Source organism: Desulfocurvibacter africanus subsp. africanus DSM 2603, assembly GCF_000422545.1.
GTDB classification, from domain to species: Bacteria; Desulfobacterota; Desulfovibrionia; order Desulfovibrionales; family Desulfovibrionaceae; genus Desulfocurvibacter; species Desulfocurvibacter africanus.
The window spans coordinates 127498-140475 of the sequence record NZ_AULZ01000001.1 but is presented as its reverse complement, the minus strand read 5'-3'; the positions used below and the strand labels follow the sequence as shown (position 1 = coordinate 140475).

Below are 12978 nucleotides of genomic sequence, written 5' to 3'. Positions count from 1 at the left end.
GTTGCGGCATTTCCATTGCCCGCCGATCCGACAGCCCATAGGTCAAGAGCCGGTCGCAACGGCTGCATCAGGCAATCTTCGTTTCCCGCGTCACCTTTTTCCCCCCAATCCGACTAACAGGACAGATCATCAATTCACCCTTCGAGGAGGTCTGTCATGTCCGTTCGTATCGCTCTCGTCTGCCTCGCCTTGTCCATGACCTTTTTGTCGGCCTGCACCACATACAAGGCTCAGCCCTACAGCGTCAGTGCCCAGAACGCGAAGGATCTGCAACAGAGCGGCCTTGGCGCGCACAAGATCGCCCTGGCCGAATTCACCTCGGTCAAGCCGGGGATCAAGTCCATTAACTGCCGCAGTGCCGGACCCGTCGAGACGCCGAATGGCAAGCCATTTGCCGAGTTCATCCAGGCGGCCCTCAAGGACGAGCTCGCCTGGGCTGGTATCTATGACCCCAGCGCGGCCAAGAAGCTGCAGGGCAACCTACTGGCGATCGACTTCAATACCTCCAGTAAGGCCTCGTGGAGCATCAAGATGGAATTTACGCCGCAGAATGGCAGTCCGTTCACCGTGGAAAGCGTCTACCCGTTCGAGGGGGCCTTCAGCGCCGATAAGGTCTGCGCGAACACGGGCAATGCCTTCACCCCGGCGGTGCAGGCCTTCCTGGGCAAGGTCTTTGCCGACAAGCGCTTCATCGAATTTGTTCGCGAGTAGCCTCTGGCTGCGGACGGCTGGGAAACCGGCCGTCCGCGCACGGTCACTGACAACATGCATCCATATTGAACATGCGCACACTGCAGCGTGAGGTAACTGCGTAGCAGTACTAAAGAGATAGCCTTTTATTCCGATGTAATATCTGCACCATAGATGGCATCTCCATATCCCAAACCTGACGAGGAAAACGCCATGTCCCAGACCATGGAAACTGAATCCACCCGCATCGCGCCGCAGGAGCCCCTGCGCAAGATCGTTCTGGTCTGCTACGTGCTCTATGCCGCCTCGCTCTTCGTGGGCGTCACCGGCATCGTCGCCATTGTGGTGAACTACCTCAAGCGCACCGAGGCCGAAGGGACCTGGCTCGAAAGCCATTTCACCTGGCAGATCAAGACCTTCTGGTACTCCCTGCTCATCGGCGTGGTGGCCTTCATCACCTTCTTCTTCCTCATCGGCTGGTTCGTCGCCATCGCGGGCTTCGTCTGGTTCATCTACCGCATCGTCAAGGGCTTTCTGGCCTTCAACGAGGGCAAGCCCGTGGCCTAGGGCCGGTTCAAGGCAGGAAGGGCTTCAGCCTTCGGCGCGCGCCAGCGGCCTTGCAGGCTGAAGCCCTGACCGTTTCCAGCTGGGGAGAGCCTGAACATGGAAAACATGACCCCAGGCACGGAGATCAAGTCAGGCGCATCCGTCTGAACCCGCTTTGATATTGCCGTCACCCTGCAGACAAGTGCCGGCCTGGACGGGGGCAAGGTCTGCGTCGTGCAGCACTGCCGGATCATCTGGAGGTGCGACAGGAGCACTGTCGCCTTCGAGATGGAACCCGCACGCAATGACCGGCTGCACGTGACCTGACATTGAAGCGCAGCGCTGAAGAGGAATGCTCATGCGGATAATACTGCTTCTCACGCTCTATCTGCTCGCCATGCTCGTGCGGGTGGCCTTTGCAGCCGATGGCGTGGCCCCGCCCAGGCCCGAGTTCGAGGCCTTCATGAACAGCCGGAGCAGGCCCATGCTCCAGAGCGGCACGGGACCGGCAAACGGCTACATCCCTCCGCCGGTGGCGATTCCCAGGGCCGAGCGCGGCCCGGCCAGGCTGCAAAGCGTGGAGCTTCCGGCCCGCTTCGACCTGCGCGACAGCGGAAAGCTCACGCCCGTACGCAACCAGAGCACCTGCGGGGCCTGCTGGACATTCGGCACCTACGGCATGCTGGAGTCGAACCTCATGGCCCAGGACGGCGAGCCCGCCAGCCTCGACTTCTCGGAAAACCATATGAAGAACAGGCACGGCTTCGACTGGAGCGCCTGCGAAGGCGGCAACTACGACATGTCGTCCGCCTACCTGCTGCGCGGCGAAGGCCCGGTCGCCGAGGCGGACGACCCCTACAGCACCACCATGTTCACCTCGCCCGACCGGCCGAGGCGGAAGACAGTCACGAACATCATGTTCCTGCCTTCCAAGGCCAGCGCGAGCGACTTTTCCGGGTACGCCGAGATCAAGCAGGCGCTCATGACCTACGGGGCCGTGGCCACGGACCTGTACATGAACTTTGACCTCAATTATCTGACCGCAGACGAGAAATCCTATTACTACAACGGCACAGCGCCCTACGGCAACCACGCCGTGACCGTCGTGGGCTGGGACGACGGCTACTCCAGGTACAACTTCCCGCAGACGCCTCCCGGGGACGGGGCCTGGATCATCAAGAACAGCTACGGCACCGTCTTTGGCGAGAACGGCTACTTCCATGTCTCCTATTACGACGCGCGCATCATGTGGGACCGCAACGTGGTCACCACCGCGACACGCTCGGCCGACTCCTTCGAGCAAATCTACAGCTTCGACGAGTTCGGCTGGACCGGCGGATATCCGGCCGGAACGTACGACCGCTACGCCAACATCTTCACGAACCAGAGCGGCGCGGACCAGACCATCAGCGCCGTCGGCTTTTGGGCCACCGCGCCCAACGCCGGCTACACGGTGCAGGTCTGGCTCGGCCCAGGCAGCGCGAACCCGGCCAGCGGCAGCAAGGTCGCCGAGACCAGCGGGACAGTGACTTACGCCGGCTACTACACGGTGAATCTGCCCACGCCGGTCACGGTCGGCGCGGGGGCGAAATTCTCCGCCGTGGTGCGCCTGACGGGCGCGAACGTCACGGTTCCGCTGGAGATGAAGGTTACCAACTACGCAAGCGGGGTGAGCGCCTCCGGTCAGCCCAGCTTCGTCAGCATGGACGGCACGAGCTGGGCCAACGTTTCGGCCTCGGGCTACAACGTGGGCGTCAAGGCCTACGCCATAGCGGACACTACGGACATTGACGGCGACGGACTGCCCGACGCCTGGGAGATCACCCACTTCACCGACATCGCCTCCCAGGGTGCCGGCGGCGACTTTGATGCGGACGACCTGAGCAACCTGCAGGAATATCAGCAGGGCACAAACCCCACGGCAGCGGACACGGACGGCGACTCCCTGCCCGACGGCTGGGAGGTCCAGCATGGCTTGGCTCCCACGCTGAACGACGCCGCGGGCGATGCCGACGGCGACGGCCTGAGCAATGCCCAGGAATACTCGGCTGGAACCAACCCCGCAGACGCGGATAGCGATGATGACGGACTCCCGGACGGTTGGGAAACGGGCTACGGCTTCAACCCGCTTGTCAATAACGCCTCCGCGGACCCGGATGGCGACGGCCTGAGCAATCTGCAGGAGTGCCAGCGGGGCACGAATCCCACCGCGGCGGACACGGATGGCGACTCCCTGCCCGACGGCTGGGAGGTGACCTGGGGGTTCAATCCTCTTGTGGCCAACAGCAGCGCGGAAGACAACGACTCCGACGGCCTGACCAGCCAGCAGGAATATGCCGCGGGCACCAATCCGAACCTGCCCGACACGGACAACGACGGCATGCCCGACGGCTGGGAGGTCGACTACTCCCTGAATCCCCTGGTCAACGACGCGGGCAGCGACGCCGACGGCGACGGAAACAGCAACCTCGAGGAGTTCCAGAACGCGACAAACCCGCGGGTGCCCACGGCCAGCCTGAGCCTTGCCGACGTGGCCGTGGACGAAGGCCAGCCGGTGACCTTGACGGCCGGCGCGACGGCCCCCTTGACGAGCATCGCCTGGACCAAGACCGAGGGGCCGGCGGTTACGTTGACCGGTGCCGACACGCTGACGCCCGGCTTCACCCTGCTTGATGCGCCCTACGGCGGAGCCTGCCTGCGCTTCAAGGCCGTGGCCGACTTCAGCGACGGCACGCACCTGGAGAAGACCTGTCTGGTGCACGTCCGCGACTTGGACACGCCGGTGGCCGACGCCGGCCTCGACCAGTCGGTCGCCGTAGGGGCAAGCATCAGCCTGGACGGCGGATGCTCCTTCCATCCGCAGCAGGGCACCATTCACTACCGCTGGCGGCAGACCGGCGGCACACCGGTGGCCTTTGCGGCCAATGCCAGCCAGACCGGCTTCATCGCGCCAACCCCTGTCGGCGCGACGCCTCTCATGCTGGAGTTCAGCCTGGATGCCTCCAAGAGCCCGGGTTTCGAGGCCGGCAGCTACACGAGCGACACCTGCCGCATCTATGTAGGCCTGGCCGAGGGCGAGACGCCGCCCGTGGCCGACGCGGGCTGGGACACCCTGGCCAGCGGCGCAAGCACCGTCCTGGACGGCAGCGGCTCGAGCTCCGCGGCGGGCATCGCCGGCTACGCCTGGACACAGGTGCACGGGCCGACGGTCATGGTCGACAACGCCGGCCAGGCCCAGGCCACGCTGCACCTGCCGGGCGGCGGCACGATCGGCTACGCCCTGGTCTTCGAGCTGCTGGTCACGGACACGCAGGGCCTGAGCGCCGGCGACAGGGTCATCATCAACGTGCCGGGCAGTGTCAACCGGCAGCCGCCCGTGGCCGACGCGGGTCGGGACGTGCGGGTGAACACCGCGACCAGCTGCATGCTGAACGGCGCCGGCTCGCGCGACAGCGAAGGCTCCTCCCTGCGCTACCGGTGGCGGCAGGTCAGCGGCGACCCGGTCACGCTGAACGACCCGAGCAGCCCCACGCCGCTGGCGGACATCAGCCAAGTCGACGGACAGGCCGTATTCGTGCTGACGGTCTGGGACGAAAACGGACTCATGTCCGAGGACAGCATGAGCATCACCACCGGCGTCAGCGGGAGCGCGACGGACAGCTCCGGCGGAGGAGGCGGGGGGGAGGAGGCTGCAGCCTGAACCCCGGCCTCGGCTTTGGGCTCGAGTGGCTGCTCCTGGCGGGCCTAGCCCTGGCCCTGCGCCTGCGCACTGGCCGCAAGCCCCTGTTGGCCGTCCTCCTGCTGCTGACGCTCGCCCCGGGCATGGCCTGCCTGGAAAGCCCGCCCGAGCCGGTGGAGCCCAGGCCCGAGTTCAGGCAAACCCAGGAGGAGCAGGCCGGGCAAATTGAGCTGCCCGTGGAAGACCAGCAGCATCCCACGGGCTACCACCCGGGGCCGGTGCGCATTCCGCCCAGGCAGGCGGAGGACGGAAAGTAAACGGAAAGCGATAGACGGAAGGCCCCACACGGGGCCTTCCTTTTGGTCAGCCGAGGCAGCCGCCTGGCGAATAGCATTCAGCTGTCGCCCCAGTGTGCACCGACGCGATCGGCCCGGATCATGGGGCACGGCCAAGCCATTTCGGCGTAAGACAACCACGTCTTCCACTTCGACGGAAATGCCTGGAGGCCGATCAGTTCAATGATCTTGAGGCCGGAATGCACGCGAACGAAAATATCGCTTTCCGGTAACATAACAAAGCCACGAACAATTCCGGCTCGCCCTGGCCAGGCCGGGTGATCCTTCTGAGATGGTCTTAACCAGCGTCTCCGGCTAAGAGAGACACTTTGGACAATGCAGCATCTCGCGGAATGACAGGCTCAGGCACATTCAGGGTCAAGAACGGGAATGTCGAGTGGGATGAGTGGGTGAGCGGCAAACTTTCATGCCGGGACCATCTGATGACATAGGCCGGGCTTGCGAAAAAAGCCTGTTTTTAATGTACCACCCATGTTCCAAATATGGGCCCACGCCAAATTTGCCTAAATGTAACCGGCTGATATCCAGCATATTCTGCACGACAGAATTCTTGCTCTAGAAATGGGGAATGGCTCTCAGGCCCCTTCTTCCTTTTCAACGCCAGCTGTCATGACAAAAGTCACGATATTCTGTTTTGAGCCGGCATGGGGCTGGCCAGCTATCCAGAAAGCAGTTTGCTTCCGTTGTGCCTCGAAGGCATGACCTTAGGCAGTTGCAATCACGGCAAAACACGCATCGGTAAGATCAGCAGACCGGATTTTCAATGCGTCTCCCTTCCGAATGGCAGAACTTGAGCAGCCCCTCGACGTCTTCGTTGAGGAAAATGGTCACCAACTCGGGCATGAAGCGATTGCGAACTGCCTTGGGATCGATGCCGCAACGCATCCAGAGGGATTGCAGAAAAGGCTGGTAGTTCTTCTTGTAGTGGGTGTAGGAGCCCACATCCATGCCCTGGAAGCCCGGCCTGCTCCCCGACGTCGTGGGATTCGCGCACTCTTCCGACAGGGCCAGATAGCTCCGGCAGGCATAAGGCCGCACGGGGTATATGCGACACAAGCCGTCTAGCAGGAACGGGCAGTCCGGATGGAAGTCCGAATAGTGGTACTTCCCGTCATCCGCATTATCTCTGTAACGACGTTCCGCCCAGGCCAGGAAGTCGTCACGCATGCCGCCGGTCTCCACGTTCCATCTCGCGTAGGCCCGCACGAATTCTTCCCGCTGCTCCGGGTTATTGTTCAAATAGATGCCGATGAGCGCCGCCTCGAAGGGATTGGCCAGAACGGCCTGCTTGCAGCAGGCGCAGCAGCCGGTACGGCAGGCCACGGCATGTCCGCTGTCCGCTATGGCTCTGGCTACGATCGTGCTTTCATCGTCGATTGCAGCATGAGCGCCCTGGATCATGACGGCCGCACGGAGCATTTCCCGGGGCGGAGAGGCGAAATCGGGAGCAACGAGTTGCTGCAGGTTCTGCGCTGCAGGATTCAGGAAATACTTCCAGGTCGCCTCGGCCAGGGCGGCATCCACGGAATCGTGGCAGGGTACGGGTGCCATTGTCGGATTCCAGCTCATGTATTCTCCGGAACGTTTAAGTCGGCAGCTCACGACCCTAGCCTCAAGCCGGATGCGGCAGGCAGGTCGAGCGGACTGAGTCGGGTTTGCTGCTAAGGGCGCGTGCAGTCGCTCACACGGTTGCTGATGTTTGCAAAAACATTGCCGTGATCTCCCGCACATCCTTCAGGTCGGCCCCACTTTAAATGTTTGTCCGAATTGTGGGGGCCACCTCTAGAGGTTATTATAAACCGCCGCGAATAGAGTAGCGACCTTTAGAGCATTTTGCTTTTGAAAATGCTCTGCAAGCCATGCGTCGTCATGGCTTTCCGCCGCGTAGGCGTAGGCGCAATTCACTTGCGCCGTCAACGCCGGAGCGGACGTCTTAAAAGCAATCTGCCCTAGAAAGATGTATGGACCCGGTTGTATGTCCATATCTCCATTCAGGTCTACAGGTATGCCGTTGTTAGGTTGAGACTAATTATTGATGCTTGAATGATGTCCAAGGGGCCGGAGGTTTATATTCTCTTATCCCGACTAGGAAATGCTCACGAAGAAGGGCGGTTGGCTGACAGGCTGGCCGCCCGTTTTGCGTTGCTTCGATGAACCTGGCGAACCGGCCGAGGAATCGGCTCGCCAGTACGGATAATTCAGGGGAGGGAGAATCGAAATCAGTCCGCACATCCACCCGCGAACGCATTGGCAGACTCATGGGCCACTCCGCTCGCGCAGGCAGCTTGTCCAGAAACGCAAGCTGGTGATGTCCATGGTCGCGGTCGCTAAAAGCATGGGGAGGAGCGAGTTCAGCCGGAAGCTGTTCCCCATCGATTCAAAGCGGAGCGGGGAGCGCGAGGCTGACACTTGAATAAAGGCCCCACAGACGCGGGACCTTTGCGGTTCTAAGAGGGTCTCCAAAACCACCACGCACTTGCCTATGGCTGATCGCGGTCGACCTGCCTGGCGTTACGTCTGCACGGCCTTCACGAATCTTGCCGGGCCTGATGCCGGGCATCCGTCCTGCCGTCCGCGGCTGTGGCGCGTTTCAGCGCCATGCCACGGCTGCGCTCGATAACGTTCCGCATATCAAACCCCAGCCCAAAACCAGGAGTGCCGTTGGACTTCTCAGGGCGATCCTGCCGACTTGGCTTGGTGTCTCGCATGGCAAATGCCTCCTGTGCGACGCTTATTTTTCCGAACATTCGTTATGTCATAAATGACATATTAAAACTTGAGCGTCAACAGCGAATATAGAATAGTTATTATATTCCAGTGTGTTATAAATAGCAGAATATAAGTGCGCAAGCATCTGCCCGGGCTGAATTCATTTCACACCAGATGGGACGCTCGGCCATGGCGTGCCATTTAGTGCCAAATGCCGCCTAAGCCCCACAACTTTGACCTGAGTCAACGCCAGCTATTATGTCATGGATGACATAAAAAGGTTAAGCCGGATGCCGCCTGAATCCGCAGGCGTCCCCGAGCGCGGGGAGTCTTTTACTGGGGGCGTCCGGATGCGGACCGAAGGAGTTTCATGCGCATGGAAATGGATGCCGAAACCGCCCGATGGTCGCTTTCGCGCGGGCAGGCAGCCATTCATCCGACGAGTTCCGCGCGGATGCTTACCGACTTCGACCTCTAGCCCGAAGTCGCGGTTGCGCTCCGCAGAGCCGACTGCGCATGGGAGGAACCATGGACGAGCACCACCCGACAGTCAGAATGCATCTCTGGCTCGAAACCGAAGACGGGGTTTTTTTCGGCCTTGGCCGGTTGAAGCTTCTGGAGAGCATCGAGTCCAGCGGCTCGCTCAAAGCCGCCGCCATCAGCCTGGGCATGTCCTACCGGGCGGCCTGGGGTAAAATCAAGCGCACCGAGCGCGTCCTCGGGTTCGCCCTTATCGAGAAGACCGCCGGCAACCGCACGGGCTACCGGCTCACCGAGGCCGGGGTTCTGCTCAAGGACAGCTACCGCCGCTGGCTCGACGACGTCGAGCGCATGGCCCTGGAACGCGGCAGCCAGCTTCTGCCCTGTATTCCCCGCAAGTATGTGCAGGACGATGAAGAGCCGCTTGTATGCGATTGTTTGGCCAACGCCGTCCCGGCGGGTTGAATATGCTTTTAATAACACATCAATATCTTTAAGTTTTTATTGATGGAGCCGCCTTGTTGTGTCATTATTGACATAATTATGTCCACCGCTGCGGATGCCCCGTAGCGGGGAACGTCGCAAGGGTCCATCAACAGTAAGGAGGCCGATATGCAATGGAATCGGCGCGCATTCCTCAAGCTGACTGGAGCAAGCGTAGCCTGCGTCTCCATGGCTCAGCTTGGCATCGATCTCAAGCCCGTGAAGGCCTATGCCCAAGGGCTCAAGACCGATGGCGCCAAGGAGGTCATCACCATCTGTCCGTTCTGCTCGGTGAGTTGCCACATCATCGCGCACGTGAAGAACGGCAAGCTGGTCAGCACCGAGGGCGATCCGGATTATCCCATCAACCAGGGAGCATTGTGCGCCAAGGGCGCGGCCATGCTCTCCATGACCCGCAACAAGCACCGGCTGATCAAGCCTCTCTACCGTGCGCCGTACAGCACCAAGTGGGAGGAGAAGAGCTGGGATTGGATCAACAAGCGCATCGCCCAGAAGGTCAAGGAGACGCGCGACAAGGACATCATCCTGACCAACGACAAGGGCCAGCGCGTCAATAGACTCGAATCGATGTTCATGCTCGGCACCTCGCACATGAGCAACGAGGAGTGCGCCGTAACGCATCAGGCCTTCCGCGTCCTGGGCGGCGTCCATGTGGACCACCAGGCCCGTGTCTGACACAGCCCCACTGTAGCGGCTCTGGCAGAGTCGTTCGGACGCGGCGCGATGACGAACCATTGGATCGACATCCAGAATGCGGATGTGATCCTCATCATGGGCAGCAACGCTGCCGAGCATCATCCCATTTCGTTCAAATGGGTTCTCAAGGCCAAGGACAAAGGCGCGACGGTCATTCACGTGGACCCCAAGTTCTCGCGCACCTCGGCGCGCTCGGATTTCCACGTGCCCCTGCGTTCGGGAACCGACATCGCCTTCCTTGGCGGCATGATCAAGTACATCCTGGACAACAAGAAGTACTTCCTCGAGTACGTGGTCAAGTACACCAACGCGGCCATGCTCGTGGGCAAGGACTACGGCTTCAAGGACGGCCTGTTCAGCGGCTTTGATTCCGACACGCGTAAATACGACAAGAGCAAGTGGGCCTTCGAGATGGACGAGAACGGCGTGCCCAAGCGCGACGAGACGCTCAATAACCCACGCTGCGTCTTCCAGCTGCTCAAGGCGCACTACTCGCGTTACGACTTGGACAAGGTCTCCCAGACCACGGGCGTCTCCAAGGAGAACCTGCTCAAGGTCTACGAGTCCGTCGCCAAGACCGGCGTCCCCGACAAGGCGGCCACCGTCATGTACGCCCTGGGCTGGACCCAGCATACCGTAGGCGTGCAGAACATCCGCAGCGCGGCCATCGCCCAGCTCCTGTTGGGCAACATCGGCGTGGCGGGCGGCGGCATCAACGCCCTGCGCGGCGAACCCAACGTGCAGGGCTCCACGGACCATGCCCTGCTCTGGCACATCCTGCCGGGCTATATGGCCACGCCCATCGCCGACTGGAAGACCCTGGCCGACTACCAGAAGGCCAACACGCCGGTCAGCAGCGATTCCCACAGCGTCAACTGGTGGCAGAACAAGCCCAAGTACATGGTCAGCCTGCTCAAGGCCTGGTACGGAGAGAACGCCACCAAGGACAACGAATTCGGCTACGGCATGTTGCCCAAGCTGGAAAAGGGCGTCGACTACTCCTACCTGAGCCTTTTCGATCACATGTACTCCGGCAAGGTGAAGGGCGGATTCATCTTCGGCCTGAACCTCATGCAGACCCTGCCCAACAGCAACAAGATGCGCAGCGCCATGGACAGCCTTGATTGGGTTGTCTGCGGCGAGTTGCACCACACCGAGACCACGGACAACTGGCGCAGGCCGGGCGTGGACCCGACGAAGATCAAGACCGAGTGCTTCCTGCTGCCCTCGGCCCACCGGCTGGAGAAAGAAGGCACGGTCAGCAACAGTGGCCGCTGGCAGCTGTGGCACTACGAGGCAGTCAAACCCGAGGGCCAGGCCAAGCCTTTCGGCGACATGGTCGTGGACGTCCTGAACGAGGCTCGCGCCCTGTACAAGAAGGACGCAGGCGTGTTCCCCGATCCCGTGCTGGCAGCGCACTGGCCCAAGAAGTTCGATGCCGAGGCCATGGCCAAGGAGTGCAACGGCCAGTTCACGCGGGAAACCAAGGTCGGCGACAAGGTGTACCAAAAGGGTCAGCAGGTGCCGAGCTTCGCCGCGCTCAAGGACGACGGCTCCACGACCTCGCGCAACTGGGTCTACTGCGGCGCCATCACCGAGGAAAAGGGCAACCTGACCAAGCGCCGCGATCCGAGCCAGACGCCCATGCAGGCCGCCATCGGCCTGTATCCCAACTGGGCCTGGGCTTGGCCGGTCAACCGGCGCATCATCTACAACCGCGCCTCGGTTGACCCGAACGGCAAGCCCTACAACCCGGCCAAGGCGGTCATCGCCTGGCAGGACGGCAAGTGGGTAGGCGATGTGCCCGACGGCGCGGCGCCCCCCATGGCTCACGAAAAGGGCACGGCGCCCTTCATCATGACCACGCACGGCTATGGCCAGCTCTATGGCCCCGGCCGCGAGGACGGTCCCTTCTCCGAGCATTACGAGCCGGCCGAGACTCCGGTGAACAAGAACCTGTTCTCCAAGCAGCTTTCCAGCCCGGTCTACAAGTTCACGTCGAGCGACATGGACAAGCTGGCCAAGCCCGCGGATCCCAGGTTCCCCATCGTGCTGACCACCTACAGCCTGACCGAGCACTGGTGCGGAGGCGGTGAGACCCGCAACGTGCCCAACCTGCTGGAAACCGAGCCGCAGCTCTACGTGGAGATGAGCCCGGAACTGGCCAAGGAAAAGGGCATCAAGAACGGCGACGGCGTGATCGTCGAGAGCATACGCGGCAAGGTCGAGGCCATCGCCATGGTCACCATCCGCATGCGGCCGTTCCAGGTGCATGGCAAGACCATTCACCAGATTGGCATGCCGTTCTGCTTCGGCTGGACCACGCCGGGCAGCGGCGATGCGACCAACAGGCTCACGCCCGCCGTGGGTGACCCCAACACCTACATCCCGGAGTACAAGGCCTGCTGCGTCAACATACGCAAGGCGGACAAGCTGACCGAGCTGAAAACCGCATTGACAGGAGGCAGCCATGCCTAAGGCATTCTTTGTCGATACATCCCGGTGCACGGCTTGCCGCGGCTGCCAGCTCGCATGCAAGGAGTGGTACGAGCTCCCCGCCAATGAGACCTTGCAGCAGGGAAGCCATCAGAATCCCCCGGACCTCAACGCGAACAACTACAAGGTCGTGCGCTTCAGCGAGCAGCTCGTGGACGGCAAGGTGAACTGGTTCTTCTTCCCGGACCAGTGCCGCCACTGCACCGAGCCGCCCTGCAAGATGGTCGCCGACGGCTACATGGAAGGCGCCGTCATCCAGGACGAGAAGACCGGCGCGGTGCTCTTCACCGAGAAAACCAAGCAGCTCGGAAAGGATGACTTCGAGGATGTTCGCGGGGCCTGCCCGTATAGCATTCCGCGCCGCGACGAAAAGACCGGCCTGTGGGCCAAGTGCACCGGCTGCCAGACCCGCGTGGCAAAGGGGCTTCTGCCGGCCTGCGTCAAAGCCTGCCCCACCGGGGCCATGAACTTCGGCGAGCGCGCGGATATGCTGGCCCTGGCCGAAAAGCGCCTGGCCGTGGTCAAGAAGGACTTCCCGCGTGCCAGCCTGGCGGACCCGGACAGCGTGAACGTGATCTACCTGCTGCAGGACGAGCCCAGTCTGTACCACGCCTACAGCGTGGCCCAGGCGCCGGCCGGCCTGAACCGCAAGGAGTTCCTGGCGCGCTTGGCCTCGCCGCTGACGCGCACCGTCGAGCGCCTCATGCGCTCCTGATGCCTTTGAGGGTCTTAATGCACTAATAGCCTCCAGCTATGGCCGGGCCGCCTACCCCGGGCGGCCCGGCGAGCTGGAGACCCATGCGGGATGCCTTTGCGGAATGG

9 protein-coding genes are annotated in these 12978 nt (G+C 61.9%); 7 read left to right on the top strand and 2 right to left on the bottom strand.

From position 1 onward, the window contains the following. Positions 1-156 precede the first annotated feature (156 nt). The 4 genes from H585_RS0100630 (at position 157) to H585_RS0100610 (ending at position 5232) form a co-directional block, all read left to right on the top strand. Positions 157-711 (top strand): hypothetical protein, encoded by a 555-nt coding sequence (locus H585_RS0100630; RefSeq protein ID WP_027366336.1) that lies wholly within the window; start codon positions 157-159, stop codon positions 709-711. 192 nt (positions 712-903) lie between these two features. Beyond that, positions 904-1257, top strand: coding sequence for a DUF4870 family protein (locus tag H585_RS0100625; RefSeq protein WP_027366335.1), 354 nt, complete (start codon positions 904-906; stop codon positions 1255-1257). Positions 1258-1594: 337 nt separating this feature from the next. After that, positions 1595-4936 carry a lectin like domain-containing protein gene (locus tag H585_RS22015; RefSeq protein WP_051182899.1) on the top strand — a complete coding sequence of 1114 codons (3342 nt, stop codon included), beginning with the start codon at positions 1595-1597 and terminating at the stop codon, positions 4934-4936. 86 nt (positions 4937-5022) lie between these two features. Then, positions 5023-5232: a hypothetical protein gene (locus H585_RS0100610; RefSeq protein WP_027366333.1), complete on the top strand. Its 210-nt coding sequence runs from the start codon at positions 5023-5025 to the stop codon at positions 5230-5232. Between the two features lie 783 nt (positions 5233-6015). Here H585_RS0100610 and H585_RS0100600 read toward each other — a convergent pair. Together H585_RS0100600 and H585_RS0100580 are read right to left on the bottom strand one after the other, a co-directional pair. Further along, on the bottom strand, positions 6016-6840 hold the full coding sequence (locus H585_RS0100600) for a YkgJ family cysteine cluster protein (protein WP_027366332.1): 825 nt from the start codon (positions 6838-6840) through the stop codon (positions 6016-6018). A 959-nt stretch (positions 6841-7799) separates the two neighbouring features. Then, a complete protein-coding gene (locus tag H585_RS0100580) occupies positions 7800-7979 on the bottom strand; it encodes a hypothetical protein (protein ID WP_027366330.1) in 180 nt (59 codons plus the stop codon). 529 nt (positions 7980-8508) lie between these two features. On the opposite strand from H585_RS0100580, the gene H585_RS0100570 reads away from it, so the two are divergent. The 3 genes from H585_RS0100570 (at position 8509) to H585_RS0100555 (ending at position 12871) form a co-directional block, all read left to right on the top strand. Further along, on the top strand, positions 8509-8925 hold the full coding sequence (locus tag H585_RS0100570; RefSeq protein WP_027366329.1) for a winged helix-turn-helix domain-containing protein: 417 nt from the start codon (positions 8509-8511) through the stop codon (positions 8923-8925). Positions 8926-9072: 147 nt separating this feature from the next. Further along, complete coding sequence (fdnG, locus tag H585_RS0100560; protein ID WP_081678573.1) at positions 9073-12138, top strand: formate dehydrogenase-N subunit alpha; 3066 nt, start codon at positions 9073-9075, stop codon at positions 12136-12138. Beyond that, complete coding sequence (locus H585_RS0100555) at positions 12131-12871, top strand: 4Fe-4S dicluster domain-containing protein (RefSeq protein ID WP_027366326.1); 741 nt, start codon at positions 12131-12133, stop codon at positions 12869-12871. The genes fdnG and H585_RS0100555 overlap by 8 nt, the downstream gene beginning before the upstream one ends. The last annotated feature ends 107 nt before the right edge of the window (positions 12872-12978 follow it).

Coding starts and splice junctions, on each gene's coding strand:
- H585_RS0100600 (WP_027366332.1), bottom strand. CDS start 6,840: ATGAGCTGGAATCCGACAATGGCACCCGTACCCTGCCACGATTCCGTG.
- H585_RS0100625 (WP_027366335.1), top strand. CDS start 904: ATGTCCCAGACCATGGAAACTGAATCCACCCGCATCGCGCCGCAGGAG.
- H585_RS22015 (WP_051182899.1), top strand. CDS start 1,595: ATGCGGATAATACTGCTTCTCACGCTCTATCTGCTCGCCATGCTCGTG.
- H585_RS0100570 (WP_027366329.1), top strand. CDS start 8,509: ATGGACGAGCACCACCCGACAGTCAGAATGCATCTCTGGCTCGAAACC.
- H585_RS0100630 (WP_027366336.1), top strand. CDS start 157: ATGTCCGTTCGTATCGCTCTCGTCTGCCTCGCCTTGTCCATGACCTTT.
- H585_RS0100580 (WP_027366330.1), bottom strand. CDS start 7,979: ATGCGAGACACCAAGCCAAGTCGGCAGGATCGCCCTGAGAAGTCCAAC.
- H585_RS0100555 (WP_027366326.1), top strand. CDS start 12,131: ATGCCTAAGGCATTCTTTGTCGATACATCCCGGTGCACGGCTTGCCGC.